Raw genomic sequence first — 19,659 nt, forward strand, 5'->3', positions numbered from 1 at the left:
ATGGCCAACCCGTTCGACGACGAGAACGGCGTCTTCCACGTGCTGGTCAACGACGAGGGCCAGTACTCCCTCTGGCCGGATTTCGTGCCCGTCCCGGCCGGCTGGACCGGCGTCCACGGCCCCGACACCAGGGCCGCCTGCCTGGACCACATCGAACAGCACTGGACGGACATGCGCCCGCGCAGCCTGGCCGAGGCCATGAGCCGGACCGAGGCCTGATGGCGGCCCGCCCGGGCGTGGAGGACGTACTCCCCCTGTCGCCGATGCAGGAGGGGATGGTCTTCCACGCGCTCTACGACGATCACGCCCAGGACGTCTACACCGGGCAGCTCACCATCCGCCTCGAAGGACCGCTGGACCCCGACCGGATGCGCGCCGCCGCCGAGGCGCTGGTCGCCCGGCACGCCAACCTGCGCGCCGCGTTCCGCACCCAGCGCTCCGGCCGCCCGGTCCAGGTGATCCGCAGCGAGGTCCGCGTCCCCTGGGTCGTGACCGACTTCTCCGCCCTGCCGGAACCGGAGCGCGACACGGCCTTCGACCGGCTCCTGGCGGCGGACCTCGACGAACGCTTCGACCTGGCCCGCCCGCCCCTGCTGCGGTTCCGGCTCGTCGTGTTCGGCGAGCGGGACCACCGACTGGTCGTCTCCTCGCACCACTTGCTCTGGGACGGCTGGTCGGCACCCGTCCTGGTACGGGAGTTGTTCCAGCTGTACACATCGGCCGGGGACCCTGCGGTGCTGCCCCGCGCTCGGCCCTACCGCGACTACCTCGCCTGGCTCGCCCGCCAGGACCACGAGGCCGCCCGCACGGCATGGACCGCCTCACTGACGGGACTTGACGAACCGTCACTCATCGCGCCCGAGGCCCAGGGCAAACCCGCCGGACAGCCCGACCGGTACGTCCTGGACCTCCCCGAGCGGGACACCACGGCACTGAACACCGCCGCCCGTGCCCACGGGCTCACCGTCAGCAGCGTGCTGCAAGGACTGTGGGCCGTCCTGCTCGCCCGGCTGACCGGCCGCACCGACGTGGTCCTGGGCGCCACCGTCTCCGGCCGCGACGCCGACGTGCCCGGCATCGAGTCGATGATCGGCCTCTTCATCAACACCCTGCCCGTACGCGTCCGGTTGCGCCCCGAGGAACCGCTCGCCGACCTGCTCCGCCGGGTCCAGACCGAGCAGTCCGCCCTGCTGGACCACCGGCACCTCGGCCTCGCCGACATCCAGCGCGCCGCCGGACACACCGTGCTCTTCGACACCCTGCTGGTCTTCGAGAGCTACCCGATCGACGACGACGGCATCGCCCGCGCCCTCGACGGCCTGCGCATGACGGACGTCTCTGTCCGCGACGCCACCCACTACCCGCTGGCCCTCACCGCGCTGCCGGGACCGGGCCTCACCCTCACGTTCAGCCACCAGCCGAGCGCCCTTGACCACACCGCGATCGTGCGCGTCGCCGAACAACTCCTCCAGCTGCTGGACGACTTCACCCACCACCCCGAGCGGCCCGTCGCCCAGCTCTCACTGCCGGACCAGGACGACCTGCCCGCCGCGAACCTCGCGCGCTCCCTGACGCAGCCCGCGGTCCGCGCCCTCTTCGAGGAACAGGCCACCCGCACCCCCGACGCACCTGCCGTACTGCACGGCGACACGACCCTCACCTACGCCGAACTCAACGCCCGCGCCGACCGGTTGGCGGCAGCCGTGACCGCCCGTGGCGCAGGGCCCGAGTCCGTGGTCGCCGTCGCGCTGCACCGCGGCCCCGACCTGGTCACCGCACTCCTGGCGGTCCTCAAGGCGGGCGCCGCGTGTATGCCGGTGGACCCGTCCTACCCGGCGGACCGCATCGCCTTGATGCTCGGTGACGCAGCCCCCAAGCTGGTCATCTGCGAGCCGGACATGGCTCAACAGCTCGGCATCGCCCCGGACTTGGTGTGCACCCCGGACGCGTCGACCGACCTACGGGGACCGCGCCGGCCGCTGTCGCCCGAGAACCCCGCGTACGTCATCTTCACCTCCGGCTCCACCGGCCGCCCCAAAGGCGTGCTCGGCACCCAGCGCGCGCTCGTCAACAGGCTCGCCTGGGGGCGGGAGTTGCAGGAGGGCGGAACCCCGGGGGTACGCCTCGCCAAGAGCCCGATCAGCTTCATCGACGGACTGACCGAGTTGTTGGGGGCGTTGGTCATCGGGGACGCGGTGGCGCTCGTCGACGACGACGCGACCGGCGACCCGGCCGCCCTCGCGACGGTCACGGACCGGAGCGGGGTCACGGTGTTCACCGCCGTACCCAGCCTCTACTCCACCCTGGTCGAATCCGCCCCGCCGGACAGCTTCGCGTCCGTCCGCACCTGGATCGCCAGCGGCGAACCGCTCCCCGCCGAACTCGCGGAGTCCATCACGCGACGGTGGCCGGCGGCACGGCTCGTCAATCTGTACGGCTGCTCCGAGGCGGCCGGGGACAGCCTGATGCACGCGTACGAGGGCGGCGACGGGCCGGTCCCGCTGGGGCAACCCATCGCCAACACCCGCGCCCATGTCCTGGATCCGTTCCTGCGACCGGTCCCGATCGGTGGCACCGGCGAGCTGTACCTGGCCGGGGACGGCCTGGCCCGCGGCTATCTGAACCAACCCGGCCGCACGGCCGAGCGCTTCGTCGCCGACCCCTTCGGCCCGCCCGGCAGCCGCCTCTACCGCACCGGCGACCTGGCCCGCCAACGCGCCGACGGAACAGTCGAGTTCCTCGGCCGCGCCGACGATCAGGTCAAGATCAGGGGCTTCCGAGTAGAGCCGGGTGAGATCGAGGCGGCGGCTCGTGCGCTGCCGGGTGTGGGCCGGGCGGCGGTTGTGGCGCGGGAGGACGGGCCGGGGGCGCGGCGGTTGGTGGCGTATGTCGTGCCGGCGGTGCGTGATGGGGCTTCCGTTCTTGGTGCCGGTGCCGGTGCCGGTGCCGGTGCCGGTGCCGATGCGGATGCCGGTGTCGGTGCTGTTCCCGACCTCGACGCCCTTGCCCTGCGCCGGGCGTTGGCCGAGCGACTGCCCGCCCATCTCGTACCGTCCGCTGTCGTCGTCCTCGACGCCCTGCCCCTCACCCCCAGCGGCAAGGTGGACCGCCGCGCCCTGCCCGCCCCCGACTTCACCGAGGCGAGCACCTTCGAACCGCCGCGCACCGAACCGGAGAAGGTCCTGTGCGGACTCTTCGCCGAGGTGCTCGGGCTCGAACGCGTCGGTATCCACGACGACTTCTTCGAACTCGGCGGAGACAGCATCGTCTCGGTCCGGCTCGCCGACCGAGCGCGCCGGGCGGGACTCGGACTCTCGCCCCGTGACGTGTTCACCCGGCGCACCCCGGCCGGTCTCGCCGAGGCCGTGGGAGACGAATCCGGGCCCCCGCAGGAGGAGTTCACCGCGACCGCCGCACCGCTCGTATCGCTCAGCGCGACCCAGCTCGACAACGTCAAGGCCAGGTGGAGGAGTCGATGAGCAAGGAGCCCGGGGACGACGGTTCCCTGGTCGAGGACGTCCTGCCGCTGTCCCCGCTCCAGCAGGGACTGCTGTTCCACGCCCTGTTCGACGAGGGCGCCCAGGACGTCTACACCATGCAGACCCTGGTGGAGATCGAGGGCCCCCTCCGCCCCGAACTGCTGCGCACCGCCGCCGAGGAGCTCTACGCCCGGCACGCCAACCTGCGCAGCGCCTTCCTCCACGAGGATCTCGACGAACCGGTGCAGGTCGTCCTCAAGCAGGTCGCCGTCGACTGGAAGGAGGCGACCACTAGCGGGGAGGCGGCGGGATCAAGCGGGGAGGAGGCGGGTGCGAGCGCGGAGGAGGCCGAGCTGGCCGCCCTGGCCACCGCCGACGCCACCACCCGCTTCGACCTCACCGACCCGCCCCTCCTGCGACTCACCCTGGTCGACCGCGGCGCCGACCGCTGGCTGCTGATCCTCACCAACCACCACCTCCTCCTCGACGGTTGGTCGATCCCGCTGCTGGTCCGCGAGCTCCTCCAGCTCTACGCCGCGCAGCTTGCCCCCGGCCGGACGGCACCCCTGCCCGCCGTACGCCCGTACCGCGACTTCCTCGCTTGGCTGGCCTCGCGGGACCGGGACACGTCCACGCAAGCTTGGCGGGAGGCCCTCGCCGGGGCCGCACCGACGCTGCTCTCACCTGTCACCGCAGGCCTGGTACCGGTCGCCCCCGAGCTGCACACCCTGCGGCTGACCGAGGAACTCACCGGCCAGGTCGAGGAGTTGGCGCGGCGTCGAGGCGTCACCGTCAACACCGTCGTACAGGGACTGTGGGCACTTCTGCTAGCGCGCCTCACCGGCCGGGACGACGTGGTGTTCGGCGCGACCGTGGCGGGGCGGCCCGCCGAGCTGGCCGGTGCCGAGTCCATGATCGGTCTCTTCATCAACACCGTGCCCGTACGGGTCGCCGTGCCGCCGGGCGAGACGGCGGGCGCGTACCTGCGCCGACTCCAGGACGAGCAGGCCCGGTTGATGGACCATCAGCACCTGGGCCTCACCGAGATCCAGCGCCTGGCCGGCGCGGGCGATCTCTTCGACACGCTGCTCGTCTTCGAGAACTACCCCATCGACCAGGAGGCGGTCGCCGAGGCCGAGGCACAGTCAGGCCTGCGGATCGTCGACGTCAAGGGCGCGGGCGCCACGCACTACCCGCTGACCTTGGCCGTGCTCGCCGAGCAACAGCTCGGTGTCGTCTTCGAGTTCAGGCCCGACTGCTACGAACGCCCGGCGGTCGAGGAACTGGCCGCACGCTTCGAGCGACTCCTCCGTACGACCGTTTCCGCGCCCGACACCCCGTTGGCCGCGCTGGACGTCCTCGCGCCTGAGGAGCGGACCGGGTTGTTGGCGGCGGGCGTCGGAGAGCGGCTGCCCGTGCCGTACGCCACCATGCCGGAGGCGTTGGAGGCGCAGGCGGCCCGTACGCCCGACGCGGTCGCGGTGGTCGGGGCGGGGGAGCGGCTGACCTTCGCCGAGTTGAACTCCCGGGCCAATCAACTGGCCAGGCTGCTGGTCGAGTCGGGGGCGGGTCCCGAGCAATTCGTCGCGTTGGCGTTGCCGCCGACCCCCGACACCCTCACCGCGCTGCTGGCGGTGCAGAAGGCCGGTGCGGCCTATCTGCCGCTGGACCCGGCCTGGCCGGGCGAGCGGATCGCCGGGATGCTCGCGGACTCCCGCCCGGTCGCCCTGCTCGCCACCGAGGACACCGTGCCCGACCTGGACGCCCTCGTCGGTGTGCCGCTGCTCCTGCTCGACGACATCGGTGTCGGGCAGCGCCTCGACGCCACGGACGACACCGACCTCACCGACGTCGAGCGGCTGGCGCCGGTGCACCCGGAACACCCCGCCTACGTCATCTACACCTCCGGCTCCACCGGGCGCCCCAAGGCCGTCGTGATCCCGCAGCGGGCCATCGCCAACCTCTTCGCCGCCCACAACGCGGCCCTGCACACCCCGGCCCGCGCTGCGGTCGGTGGCCGTCCGCTCCGGATCGGGCACGCCTGGCCGACCGCGTTCGACGCGTCGTGGCAGCCCATGCTGTGGATGTTCGCCGGACACGAACTGCACCTCGTGCCCGAGGACGTCCGCCGCGACCCCGACGCGCTGCGCGCCTTCCTCGCCGAGTACGGCATCGAGTTCATCGAGCTGTCGCCGTCCCTGCTGGCCGAGGTGGTCGCCCAAGGCGGGGACTGGCAGGCCGAGTTGAAGGTGCTCGGCGTCGGCGGCGAGGCCGTACCGCCCGACCTGTGGCGCACTCTGCGGGCCACCGAGGGACTGGCCGCCCACAATCTCTACGGCCCCACCGAATGCACCGTCGACTCGGCCGACTGCGACCTCGCCCTCAGCGACCGGCCCGCGATCGGCCGGCCTGTGGCGGGCGGCACGCTGTACGTCCTCGACGGACACCTCAACCCCGTACCCACCGGAGTCGACGGCGAGCTGTACATAGCAGGTGCGGGCTTGGCTCGCGGCTACCTCGGCCGCCCCGGTGCCACCGCGAGCCGCTTCGTGGCCGACCCGTTCACCGACCGCCCCGGCGCCCGTATGTACCGCACTGGCGACATCGCCCGTTGGACCGAGGACGGCCTGGTGGAGTGTCTGGGCCGGGTCGACGACCAGGTGAAGATCAGGGGCTACCGGATCGAGCCCGGCGAGATCGAGGCGGTGCTGCTGGACCACGAGTCGGTGGAGCGGGCCGCGGTGATCGTGCGGGAGGACACGCCGGGGGTACGGCGGCTGGTCGCGTATGTCGTGCCGGCGGGGACGGGTACGGGTGCGGGTGCCGGCTCTGCGGCCGCGCCGGACGGCTCGGACATCGCCCTTGCTCCGGCTCCCGAGGACACGGCCGAGCAGCTGCGCCGGGACGTGGCCGCCGTACTCCCCGACTACATGGTCCCGTCCGCCTTCGTCACGGTCGACGGCTTCCCGCTCACCCTGAACGGCAAGCTGGACACCGCCGCGCTCCCCGCCCCGACCCGGTCCGCAGGACCCGCCGCGCAGCCCCCGCGCACCCCGGTCGAAGAACGGCTCGCCGCGCTCTTCGCCGACGTCCTCGGGCTGGACACGGTCGGCGTGCACGACAGCTTCTTCGTCCTCGGCGGCGACAGCATCGTGTCGATGCGGCTGGTCTCCCAGGCGCGCGCGGCCGGGCTGGGGATCTCGCCGAGGGACGTCTTCGAGCACCCCACGGTCGCGGGACTCGCCGAGCGCGCGGGCAGCAACGGCACCCGGCAGCGGACCGCCGACCCCGACGCGGGGACCGGCGAGATCCCGCTCACCCCGATGCTGACGTGGCTCGTCGAGCAGGGCGGCCCGTTCCGCGCGCTCAGCCAGGCCCGGTTCCTGCGGACGCCGGCCGGCATGGACCTCGACGGACTGCACCGCACCGTCCAGACCGTCCTGGACCGGCACGACCTCCTGCGCGCGTCCTTCAGCCAGGCGGACGACGGGACTTGGAGCTTCCGCGCCGCACCCGTCGGTACGGCCCGCGCCGCCGACTGTGTACGACGGATCGATGCCGAGCGGCTCGACCACACGGCCGTCGGGACGCTGGTCCCCGAGGCGTTCGACGAACTGGTCGCCGAACTCGACCCGGCGGCCGGGTCGGTGGCCCGCTTCCTGTGGTTCGACCCCGGAGAGGGCCGCGAGGGACGGCTGTTGGTCGTGCTGCACCACGTCGTCACCGATGCCGCCTCGTGGGGCGTCCTGGTAGCCGACCTCGCAGGAGCCTGGGACGGGTCACCGCTCCCACCACCCGGTACGTCCTTCAAGGAGTGGGCCGAGGGCCTGCGGACCGAGGCGCAGTCGCCCCGCCGCACAGCCGAACTCTCCTTCTGGCAAGGCATCTTGAACCGTCCCGAACCGTTCCTCGGCTCCTCCCCGCTGGACCCCGCCCAGGACACCAGGTCCACGATCCAGCGGCTGTGGACCACCCTAGGCCCCGACCTCACCGCCCCGCTGACCGCCGCCCCCGTCCAGGAAGCGCTGCTGACCGCGCTGGCGCTCGCCGTCCCGGACTGGCGGCGATCCCTCGGCCGCCCGACACCGGACGGGGACACCTCGCTCCTGATCGCCCTGGAGGGGCACGGCCGAGAGGAGCAACTCCTGCTCGACGCGGACCTGTCCGGCACCCTGGGCTGGTTCACCAGCGTCTTCCCGATCCGACTGGATCCCGGCGGCGCGGGATCCGGCGCGGACCGGGTCCGGCGGATCGGCGACCAGGTCGCCGAGCTCCCCGACAAGGGAGTCGGCTACGGACTGCTGCGCCATCTCAACCCGGACACGGGCGCCGTACTGGCCGAACTCCCGGAGCCCCAGATCGAGTTCAACTACTTGGGCCGGATGACCATGGGTGAGCGGCGGGACAGCGATCTGTTCACCAGCGCCCCCGAGACCGGCGCCATGGGCAGTGGAGCCGACCCTGGCATGCCGGCCCCGTACCCGCTGGTCGTCGACGCGGTGATCACCGGTGAGGAACTGAGCGTCTGCTGGCAGTGGCCGGAGCGGCTCTTCGCCCAGGCGGAGATAGAGCGACTGGCCGACGGCTGGGCGACCGCCCTCGAACTGCTTCTGAAAGGCGGAGAGCTGTGACGGAGACCCCCACGGCCACCCCCGGCGACCTCGCGGCACGCAAGCGTGAACTACTGCGCCGCAGGCTGGAGGACGCCGGCCTGGCCGACGCGCCCGCCCGCTCCGAGCGGATCCCGCGCCGACCCGCCGACGCCGGACGCCTTCCGCTGTCGTACGCCCAGTCCCGGATGTGGCTGCTCCAGCAGCTCGACCCGACCAGCCCCGCCTACAACGTGTGCCTGGCCATCCGGCTGCGCGGCCCCCTCGACGCGACCGCCCTGCGGACCGCCCTGCAGGGCTTGGTCGACCGGCACGAGGTACTGCGCACGCGCTACCCGGCGTCAGCCGACGGCACCCCGGAGCAGGTCGTCGACGCGGGGGCGGAGGTGGCCTTCGAGAGCGCCGACCTGAACGGACTGCCCGAGGAGGAGCAGGACCGCAGGGCCGAGACGCTCGCGCGGACCGCCTCGGCGACCTCGTTCGACCTCGCCGCCCACCACCCCATGCGCACGCTCCTCGTCCGCCGCGGCGAGCAGGACCACACCCTCGTCCTGACGGTCCATCACATCGCTTGGGACGGCGGCACGTTCAATGCCCTCTCCCGTGACCTCAGCGCGCTGTACCGAGCGGCGGCGACCGGCGAGGCCGCCGATCTCGAACCCCTGCCCGTCCAGTACGCCGACTTCGCGCACTGGCAGCGCGAGACCTGGAACGACGAGCGGCTGGCCGAACACCTCGACCACTGGCGCACGGCACTCGTCCCGCCGCCCGGCCCGCTTGCCCTGCCCACCGACGCCGCCCGCACCGCGCAGCCCACCGCACAGGGCGACCGCCGCTTCCACACCTTCGCGTCCGACGTGACCGACCGGCTCACCGCCTTCGCCCGCAACGCCGGCGCGACCCCCTTCATGGTCCTCCTCGCCGGACTCGCCGCCCTGCTGCACCGGACCACCGGCGCCACCGACATCCCGGTCGGCTCGGCCGTGATGAGCCGCGACCTTCCAGGCCTGGAAAAACTGATCGGCAACTTCGGCAACACCCTGGCCCTGCGCGCCGACCTCGACGGCGACCCCGGCTTCGCCGAACTCGTCGAACGTGTACGTCAGTTGTGCACCGACGGCTACGCCCACCAGGACATGCCGTTCGACCTGCTGGTCGAGCGACTGCGCCCGGAACGGCACCCCGGCCGTGCCGTCTACTTCGACGTCATGCTGCTCTTCCTGACCCAGGGGCTCGAAGGGCCGCGCCTGCCCGGAGTGACGGCCGAGTGGGAGACCGTCCACAACGACACCACCCAGTTCGACCTCTCCCTGGAGGCGTTCCACACCGCCGGCCGTCTTCGCGTAGAGGCCACCTATCGCAGCTCCCTCTTCACCCCGGAGACGGTCGACCGTCTGCTGCGGCAACTGGAGACGCTGCTGGGCGCGGCGCTCGAAGAACCCGAACTCGCGCTCTCCAGACTGCCGTTGATGACCGAGTCCGAGGAAGCGAGGGTGCTGGAGGACTGGAACGCGACCGCGCATCCCGTCCCTGCCACCACCCTCACCGCCCTCGTCGACAGGCAGGCGCACGCCACGCCGGACGCCCTGGCCCTGATCGCGGAAGCCACCGAACTCGACCACGCCGAACTCCACGCCCGCGCCAACCGCCTCGCCCGCCTCCTCATTGCCCAAGGCGTGGGCCCCGAGCGGCTGGTGGGCGTCGCCCTCGACCGTGGCCCGGACCTGGTCGTCGCGCTTCTCGCCGTGCTGAAGGCGGGCGGCGCCTACGTCCCCCTGGACACCGGCTACCCCGCCGAGCGACTGGCGTTCATGATCCAGGACGCCATGCCCGCGCTCGTGATCACCGCCGGCGACGCGCTGCCCCCGCACGCGGCACCGACCCTGCGGCTGGACGATCCCGAGGTGCAGGCCCGGCTCGCTCCTCTGGACCCCGCCCAACTCGCCGACGAGGAACGGCTGGAGCCCCTGCGCCCCGCCCACCCGGCCTACGTCATCTACACCTCCGGCTCCACCGGCCGCCCCAAGGGCGCGGTCGTCTCGCACGCGGCGATCGTCAACCGGCTGCTGTGGATGCAGGAGACGTACGGACTGCGCCCCGAGGACCGGGTGCTGCAGAAGACCCCGGCCAGTTTCGACGTGTCCGTGTGGGAGTTCTTCTGGCCGCTGATCACCGGCGCGGCCCTGGTGCTCGCCCGCCCGGGCGGCCACCGCGACCCCGCCTACCTGGCCGAGCTGATCCTCGAACAGCGGGTCACCACCGCCCACTTCGTCCCCTCCATGCTGCGCGTCTTCCTCGACGACCCGGCGGCGGAGCGCACGCGTGGCGTCCTGCGCCGAGTGGTCTGCAGCGGCGAGGCCCTCCCGTCGGAACTCGCCGACCGCTTCGCCCAACTCCTTGACGGCACCGAACTGCACAATCTCTACGGTCCGACCGAGGCCGCCGTGGACGTCACCGCGTGGCCCTGCGCCGAGGGCACCGGGTCCGCCGCCGGTTCCGTACCGATCGGCCGACCGGTGTGGAACACCCGCACCCTGGTTCTCGACCCCACACTGCGCCCGGTCCCGCCCGGCATCCCCGGCGAGCTGTATCTCGGCGGCACCCAACTGGCCCGCGGCTACCTCGACCGCCCCGGCCTCACCGCCACCCGCTTCGTCGCCGACCCCTACGGCCCACCGGGCGCCCTCCTGTACCGCACCGGCGACCTGGTGCGTTGGACCGCGAAGGGGGCGTTGGAGTTCCTCGGCCGGGGCGACGACCAGGTCAAGATCCGGGGCTTCCGGGTCGAGCCGGGCGAGACAGAGGCCGCCACGGCCGCACTGGCAGGGGTGTCCCAAGCCGCGGTGACGGTACGTCAGGACGAGCCGGGTGAGCCGCGCTTGGTGGCGTACGTCGTCGCGCGTCCCGGCGTTCGACTGGACCCCCTCCAGGTCCGGCAGGACCTCAAGGCGACGCTGCCGGACCAGTCGCTGCCCGCCGTGGTCGTCGTCCTGGACGAACTGCCGCTGACCCCCAACGGGAAGCTCGACCGGGCAGCCCTGCCCGCCCCCGACCTCGCGGCCCTCACCACGGCGACCGCGCCCCGCACCGAGGCGGAACAGCAACTGTCGGCCCTCGTAGCCGAGTTGCTCGGACTGCCGACGGTCGGTGTCCACGACGACTTCTTTGCCCTGGGCGGTCACTCCGTCCTGGCCACCCGCCTGGTCGCCCGGATCCGGGCCGACCTCGGCGCGGTCGTCCCGCTGCGCGCCGTCTTCGACACCCCGACGGTCGCCGAACTCGCCACGCTCCTCACGCCTGTCCTAGGCACCCCGGCCGAGCGCCGCCCCGCGCTGCGCCCGACCCGGCGCCCCGACCCGGTGCCGCTGTCCTCCGCCCAGGCCAGGCTCTGGTTCCTGTACCGGCTTGAGGGCCCGAGTCCGACGTACAACATCCACACCGCCATCCAGCTGTCCGGCTCGCTCGACGACACCGCGCTGCGCGCCGCGCTGAACGACGTCGTGGCCCGCCACGAGTCCCTGCGCACGGTCTTCCCCGACGGCGACGGCACTCCCCGACAGGTCGTGCTGTCGGCGCAGGATGCGAAGGTGCCCTTCACCGTGCGGCCCGTCGGCGAGGCAGATCTCGACGCCCTCCTGCGCGAGGAGGCCGCCTACGCCTTCGCGCTGGACGTCGAAATCCCCGTCCGTGCCACGCTGTTCACTCTCGCGCCCGACGAGCACGTCCTGCTGCTGCTCGTGCACCACATCGCCACCGACGGTTGGTCGGCGGATCCGCTGCTGCGGGACCTGGAGAACGCCTACACGGCCCGACTGGCGGACACCGCCCCGGAGTTGCCGCCGCTCGCGGTGCAGTACGCCGACTACACGCTCTGGCAGCGGTCGCTCGGCGAACAGGATGCGCAACTGGCTTACTGGCAGCAGGCGTTGGAGGGGCTCCCGGAGGAACTCCAGCTGCCCGTCGACCGGCCGCGCCCCGCCGTCCCCGGCTATCAGGCGGGTGCTGTCGACTTCACCCTCGGCGCCGACGTGCACACCGCACTGCGAGACCTGGCCGCCGAGACCGGCGGGACCGTCTTCATGGCCCTCCAGTCCGCCCTCGCGGTCCTGCTCGGCAGGCTCGGCGCCGGCGACGACATCCCGCTCGGCACGCCGGTCGCCGGACGTGGTGACGCGGCTCTCGACGACCTCGTGGGCCTCTTCGTCAACACGCTGGTGCTGCGCACCGACCTCTCCGGCGACCCGACGTTCCGCGTACTCCTCGCCCGGGTGCGCGAGGCCGATGTGGACGCGTACGCCCATCAGGATCTGCCGTTCGAGCAGTTGGTGGACGCGCTCGCCCCGACCCGCTCGATGGGCCGCCACCCGCTCTTCCAGGTGATGCTCGCGCATCAGCAAGCGCCGGACGAGACAAGGGACTTCGCCGGTCTGACCCTGCGGGAGCGGCGGGTCGCCTTCTACACCGCGAAGACCGACCTGGCCTTCCACCTGTTCGAGCGCGCGGAGGCGGGCGGGATCAGCGGGGCACTGGTCTTCAGCCGCGACCTCTACGACCCCGACTCGGCGCGGGACTTGGTGGAACGGTTCGTGCGGCTGGTCGGTGAACTGGCCCGGCAGCCGGACCGCCCGGTGGGCGCGGCCGACGTACTCACCCCGCACGAGCGGCAGTTGCTGCTGGGGGAGTGGAACGACACCGCGCACCCCATGCCTGCCACCACCCTGACCGCCCTGTTCGAGGAGCAGGCGGCGGCGACACCCGACCTCATGGCCGTCGAGTACGGCACCGAGGACGGGCCGTCGCTCACCTACGCCGACCTCAGCTCTCGCGCCAACGCCCTTGCGGCAAAGCTCATTTCCCTCGGTGTCGGTCCTGAGCACCGGGTCGGCATTCATCTCGAACGCTCGGTGGAGATGGTGGTCGCCCTGGTCGCCGTCCTCAAGGCTGGCGGTGCCTTCGTGCCGCTGGAGCCGTCCTGGCCGGCCCGCCGGATCGAGGAGGTGTCCCGCAACGCGGGGCTGACGGCGGTCCTGGGTCGAGTCGGCGACACGACAACGCCCGGTGGCCCGCCCCTGGTCGAGGTCGACCTGAGCGGCCCGGTTCCGGACGCGGCGGCTCCTGACGTGGTCGTCGACCCCGAGGGACTCGCCTACGTCATCTACACCTCGGGCTCCACCGGCGTACCGAAGGGGGCGATGATCCGCCACCGGGCCATCGCGCACCGGCTGTTGTGGCAGCGCGTGCTGCTCGGCTTCGGCACGGACGACGCCGCGCTCTTCAAGGCGCCGCTCGGCTTCGACATCTCCATCAACGAGATCTTCCTGCCGCTGGTGCACGGCGGGCGCGTGGTGATCGCCGAGCCCGGCGGCGAACGGGACGTCGACTATCTGCTGGAGACCGTCGAACGACACCGGGTGACCTTCACCTATTTGGTCTCCTCGATGCTCGATCTCCTCCTGGAACAGGACGGGTTCGCCCGACGGGCCGCGTCGCTGAAGCACGTGTGGTGCGGCGGCGAGGTGCTCACGCCCGAGCTGTTCGCCCGCTTCAGGGCCGCGAGCCCGGCGATCATGTACCACGGGTACGGACCGGCCGAGGCGACCATCGGCGTCAGCCACGTCGTCTACCGCACGGGTGCGATGCGCAGCGCCGTCTCCATCGGCCGGCCCAACGGCAACACCCGGCTGTACGTGCTCGACGACCGGCTCCGACCCACGCCGGTCGGCGTCCCCGGCGAGCTGTACGCCGGTGGCGTCTACCTCGGCCGCGGCTATGTCAACGACCCGCGCCGGACCGCCGATCACTGGGTGGCTGACCCCTTCGGCCCGCCCGGCGAACGGCTCTACCGCACCGGCGACCTGGTGCGGTGGCAGCGCGACGGCACGCTGGAGTTCCTCGGCCGCGCCGACAATCAGGTCAAGATCCGCGGTATGCGGGTGGAGTTGGAGGAGATCGAGGCCGTCCTGGAGCAGCACCCGGCCGTGCGGCGCGCGGTCGTGGTGATCCGGGAGGACGCGCCGGGCGTCAAGCAACTCGCCGGATACTGCCTGGCAGTTGGTGACGTGGGCGCCGAGGTGCGCGGCTGGCTGCTGGAGCGGCTGCCCGAGCACATGGTCCCGCGCACGCTCACTGTCCTGGACGCCTTCCCGCTGCTGCCCTCCGGCAAGGTGAACCGCACCGGCCTACCCGCCCCCGAGACCACGGCCACCACCGCGACCCGGGCACCCGCGAACGAACGCGAGGAGCAGCTCACCGAACTCTTCGCGAGTGTCCTCGGGTTGGCGAGCGTCGACGTGGACGACAACTTCTTCGAGCTGGGCGGCGACAGCATCGTCTCCATCCGGCTGGTCACCCTCGCCCGCAAGGCAGGCCTCGACCTCAGCCCCCGGCAGGTCTTCCAGTCGCCGACCCCCGCCGGTCTGGCCGCGGCGGCAGGCACCGCGGCCCGCCCCGAGTCCGGCCCCGCCGACGAGCCGGTGGGCGAGCTGGACCTCACCCCGGTCATGCACTGGACGGCCGGCCCCGACGGCTCCTACGGCGGCCTGGCTCAAGCGGTCCTGCTGACCACCCCGCCCGACCTCACCGACGAGGCGCTCATCGCCGTACTCCAGGTCCTCGTGGACCGCCACGACATGCTGCGGGCCCAACTGACGGACGCGCGGCGGCTGGTGGTGCCGCCCGAGGGAACGGTACGGGCCGGAGACCTGCTCACCCGCGCAACCAGCGAAGACCTCGACGTGCAGCTCGCCGAGGCGGCCGCCCGCCTCGACCCCCGCACCGGTCGCATGCTGCAAGCCGTCCGGTTCGAGGCGGCCGACGGCGGCCCTGGCCGACTGCTCCTCGTCGCCCACCACTTGGTCGTGGACGGCGTGTCCTGGCGGATCATCGGCACCGAACTGGCCGAGGCCTGGGCGACAGCGCGAGGCGGAACGACCCCGCGGCCTCGGCGTACCGGCACCTCCTTCCGGACCTGGAGCGCCCTGCTCGCCGAGGAGGCCCGCAAGCCCGAGCGGTTGCGTGAACTACCTTGGTGGACCGAGGCGTTGGAGGGCGCGCGCCCCCTGCTGGACCGCACGCTCGACCCGGACCGCGACACCGCGCGGACGGTACGGGAGCGGACCCTCGTCCTCCCCGAGGACATCACCGCGTCCCTCCTGACGTCCGTCCCCGCCGCCTACCACGCGGCCGTCCCCGACGTACTGCTCACCGCCCTTGCCCTGGCCGCGGCGGCCTGGCGGGAGGAGCGCGGGGACCTGACGGGACGGTCGTTGCTTGTCGGTGTCGAGGGGCACGGGCGCGAGGAGGACATCGCCGACGGTGTGGATCTGTCGGCCACGGTGGGCTGGTTCACGACCTTCCACCCGGTCGGCATCGATCCGGGCCCGCTCGATCTCGACGACGCGCTGGCCGGTGGTCCCGCCGTGGGTACGGCACTCAAGCGCGTCAAGGAGCAGGTGCGCGCGGTACCCGAACACGGCCTCGGCTACGGCCTGTTGCGCCACCTCAACCCCGACACCGCGCCCGAACTGGAGAAGCTGCCGCAGCCGCAGCTCGTCTTCAACTACTTGGGCCGGTTCAGCGCCGCCAACTCGGCCGCGGTGGCGTGGGAGTTGGCCCCCGAGGCCCCGATGCTGCGCGTACCACCGGACGCCGACCGACCCGTGGCCTTCGGTCTGGAGCTGAACGCGGTCGCCGTCGAGGAGGCGGGCGGCACCCGGCTGCACATCTCCGCCGCCTGGCCGGAGGCCTTCCTGACGGCTGATGAGTCGGACGCCCTGCTCGCCCTCTGGGAACGCGCCCTGCGCGGTCTCGCCCGGCACGCCGACGGCTCGCCCGCCGGTGGGCTCACCCCGTCCGACCTCCCCCTGGTCGAACTGACCCAGGAAGACATCGACGACTTCGAGAACGACGACTTCTAGAACGGCTCCGAGAACCACGACTTCCAGAACGACTTCGAGAACGACTTCGAGAACGACGAGTTCTGAGGGACCCCGAGATGACACCCCAGACGCCCGCACGACCCCCGCAGCGGAGGAACCGGTGACCCAGCAGCCCCCGACACCCGACGAGTTGCTCCGCTCGGTCACCGACGCACTGAGCTCCGAGGAGCCGCCGCCCGGTGAGGACGACAGCCTCATCGGGTTCGGCCTGGACTCCATCACCCTGATGAAGATCGCCGGTGGCTGGCGCAAGCAGGGCGTCCGGATCGGCTTCTCCGACCTGGCCAAGGAGCCGACTCTGCGCGCCTGGCGGTCCCTGCTGGCGGCCGCCGTACCGGAGCCGGCCGCCCCGCCGACTCCACCGTCGCCGGTCGCGGCGACCGTCCCCGACGAGCCGTTCCCGCTCGCGGTCATGCAGCACGCCTACTGGATCGGCCGCGGCGACGACACCAACCTGGGCTCCGTCGCCGCGCATCTCTACGTCGAGTTCGACGGCGCGGACGTGGACCCGGAACGGCTCGACACCGCCGTACGGGCGCTCGTGGCGCGGCACGCGATGCTGCGGGCGCGGTTCACCGACGACGGGCGGCAGCAGATCCTTCCCCAAGTGGCTAGGCCGGTCACGGTCGTTGACGACCTGAGGGACCTGGACGAGGAGGCCGCCGCCACGGCACTGGAGGAGACCCGGCACTCCTCCTCGCACGCTCGGCTGGACGTCGCCGCCGGTGAAGTGTTCCTCGTCCGGCTCTCGTTGCTGCCCGGCGGCCGGACCCGGCTGCACGTCGACGTCGACATGCTCGCCGCGGACGCGCTGAGCTACCGCGTGCTGCTCTCAGATTTGGCCGCGCTGTACGCGAAGCCCGACGCGCCACTGCCTCCGATCCGCACCAGCTATCCGGAGTACCTCGCCGAGCGCGCGGAGGTGCGGCGGCTGAGTCGTGAGCAGTCGCAGGAGTGGTGGCTGCGGCGGGTGCCCGAACTGCCCAGCGCACCCGAACTCCCGCTCGTGCCAGAGGCGGAGCGCACCGACCCGACCCGGGTGACCCGCCGCCACCACTGGCTGCCGCCCGAGGAGAAGCAGCGACTGACCACGCGAGCGCATCGGCACGGGCTGACCCCCGCCATGGCCGTGGCGACCGCCTTCGCCGAGGTGCTGGCCGCCTGGAGCGGACAGCCGCGCTTCCTGCTCAACGTGCCGATGTTCGACCGCCGCGGCTCCCACCCCGACGTCGATCTGCTGGTCGGCGACTTCACCAGTTCCGTGCTGCTGGACGTCGACGTCACCGAGCCCACGTCGTTCACCGACCACGCTCGGCGCCTCCAGGACCGTATGCACACCGACGCCGCACACGCCGACTACTCCGGCGTCGAGGTACTGCGGGACCTGACCCGGCACAACGGCGAACAGGTGCTGGCGCCGGTCGTGTTCACCAGCGCGCTCAACCTGGGGGAGCTGTTCGACTCCGGTGTCACGCACTCCTTCGGGAAGCCGGTCTGGATCATCTCCCAGGGGCCGCAGGTGCTGTTGGACGCCCAGGTGACCGAGGTCGACGGCGGTCTGCTCGTCAACTGGGACGTCCGGGAGGACGCGTTCCCCGCCGGGCTGATCGACGCGATGTTCGCCGCCTTCCACGGGCTCGTCACCCGGCTCGGCACCGACGACACCGTCTGGGAGCAGCCGGTCCCGGCGCTGCTGCCCGCCGCGCAGTCGGCCGTACGTGCCGTCGTGAACGCGACCGACGGACCGCGCAGCCATCGCCTACTGCACCAGGGGTTCTTCGAGCGGGCGGCCGAACGGCCGGACGCACCCGCGGTCCTGTGGGGTGACGAAAACGCCCTGACCTACGGCGAGTTGGCGGACCGAGTGCTGCGCACCGCCGCCGCGCTGGTCGCGCGCGGTACCAGCCCCGGGGACACGGTCGCCGTCAGCCTGCCCAAGGGACCCGAGCAGATCGTCGCCGCCCTGGGCGTGTTGGCGGCCGGCGCCGCCTACGTACCGATCGGGGTCGAGCAGCCCGCCGCCCGCCGTGACCGCATCCGTGCGACGGCCGGCTTCCGGCTCGCGCTGACCGACGGGCGCCCGGTGGACGGGATCGACACCCTCGTGGTCGCCGACGCCCTGTCGACCGAGCCGCTGTCGGAACCGGTGGTGGTGGACGAGGAACAGGCGGCCTACGTCCTGTTCACCTCGGGCTCCACCGGCGAACCCAAGGGCGTCGAGGTGCCCCACCGGGCGGCCATGAACACGATCGACGACCTCAACGACCGTTTCTCGGTGGGCCCTGACGACCGCTGCCTGGCCGTCTCCGCCCTCGACTTCGACCTCTCCGTCTACGACCTGTTCGGGCTGCTGAGCGCGGGCGGGGCCGTGGTCCTGGTGGAGGAGGCCGACCGGATCGAAGCACAGCAGTGGGCGGAACTCGTCCGCACCCACCGGGTCGCACTCCTCAACTGCGCGCCCCCGCTGCTCGACATGCTGCTGCTCGCCACCGGACCCGGTGAACTCGCCGGACTGCGCACGGTGTTGCTCGGCGGCGACTGGGTCGGCACCGATCTGCCCGGGTGGCTCGCCGAGCGGGCGCCGGGCTGCCGGTTCGTCGGTCTGGGTGGGACCACCGAGACCGCGATCCACTCCACCGTCTGCGAGGTGACGGACGCTCAAGTACCCGCGCACTGGCGGGCGGTGCCGTACGGAACTCCGTTGCGTAATGTGCGCTGCCGGGTGGTCGACGCGCAGGGGCGGGACTGTCCGGACTGGGTGCCGGGGGAGCTGTGGATCGGCGGGGACGGGGTGGCGCTCGGCTACCGGCGCGATCCGGAGCGCACCGCCGAGAAGTTTCCCGAGGGCGACGGCATCCGCTGGTACCGGACCGGTGACCTCGCCCGGTACTGGCCCGACGGCACTCTGGAGTTCCTGGGCCGCCGCGACCATCAGGTGAAACTGCGCGGCTTCCGGATCGAGTTGGGTGAGGTGGAGGCGGCGCTCGCGGGGCATCCGGCCGTTAGGCGTGCGGTGGCCGGGGTGACCCGGGCGCAGGGCGTCCAACTCGCCGCCACGGTGGCCGCCGAGGACGTGACCGAGGACGACCTGCGGGAGTGGGCGCGTACCGTGCTGCCCCCGCACATGGTCCCGGCCCGGATCGTCGTCGTACGAGAGCTGCCCCTCACCTCCAACGGGAAGCTGGACCGGCGGACGGTGGCGCAACTCTGGGAGTCGGCACAGGAGTTGGAGCACCGGGCGCCCGGCACCGCGCTGGAGAACGTCGTGGCGCGGATCTGGGGAGACGTGCTCGGCACCGGGCGCGTCGGCCTCGACGACGGGTTCTTCGCGCTCGGCGGGGACTCGGTGCTCGCCACTGTGATCGTGAGCCGGCTGCGAGAGGCGCTGGACACCTCCGAGGTGTCCGTCCGCGCGCTGTTCGCGACCCTCACGGCCGGCGGGATGGCCAAGCGGCTGTCCGCCGAGGAGGAGACGCCCGGACGGCTCGAACAGGTCGCCGCCATTCACCTGGAGATCGAGGGGATGTCGGCGGAGGAGATCGACTCGGCGCTGCGGGACGCGTGACAGAGCGAAGCGGCGGGGCGGCGCGCTGCGAATGTAGGACTCGTTTTTCATGGCCGTCAATAGACTGA

General features: G+C 72.3%; 5 protein-coding genes. All 5 read left to right on the forward strand.

All coding sequences use genetic code 11. The features are described from left to right. The 5 genes from ACWDR3_RS09405 to ACWDR3_RS09425 all read left to right on the forward strand — a co-directional run bounded on the left by ACWDR3_RS09405 (window position 1) and on the right by ACWDR3_RS09425 (window position 19,591). Window positions 1-219, forward strand: a complete 219-nt coding sequence (locus tag ACWDR3_RS09405; RefSeq protein ID WP_402354389.1) for an MbtH family protein — start codon at window positions 1-3, stop codon at window positions 217-219. Continuing rightward, complete coding sequence (locus ACWDR3_RS09410; protein WP_450351863.1) at window positions 219-3,479, forward strand: amino acid adenylation domain-containing protein; 3,261 nt, start codon at window positions 219-221, stop codon at window positions 3,477-3,479. Before ACWDR3_RS09405 ends, ACWDR3_RS09410 begins: the two co-directional genes overlap by 1 nt. Further along, window positions 3,476-8,110 (forward strand): amino acid adenylation domain-containing protein, encoded by a 4,635-nt coding sequence (locus ACWDR3_RS09415; RefSeq protein WP_450351864.1) that lies wholly within the window; start codon window positions 3,476-3,478, stop codon window positions 8,108-8,110. The genes ACWDR3_RS09410 and ACWDR3_RS09415 overlap by 4 nt, the downstream gene beginning before the upstream one ends. Beyond that, window positions 8,107-16,005, forward strand: a complete 7,899-nt coding sequence (locus tag ACWDR3_RS09420) for an amino acid adenylation domain-containing protein (protein ID WP_450351865.1) — start codon at window positions 8,107-8,109, stop codon at window positions 16,003-16,005. Before ACWDR3_RS09415 ends, ACWDR3_RS09420 begins: the two co-directional genes overlap by 4 nt. Before the next feature lie 121 nt (window positions 16,006-16,126). After that, window positions 16,127-19,591 carry an amino acid adenylation domain-containing protein gene (locus ACWDR3_RS09425; protein ID WP_450351866.1) on the forward strand — a complete coding sequence of 1,155 codons (3,465 nt, stop codon included), beginning with the start codon at window positions 16,127-16,129 and terminating at the stop codon, window positions 19,589-19,591. Window positions 19,592-19,659: the final 68 nt, after the last annotated feature.

It is taken from the genome of Streptomyces sp. NPDC001002 (assembly GCF_053599215.1).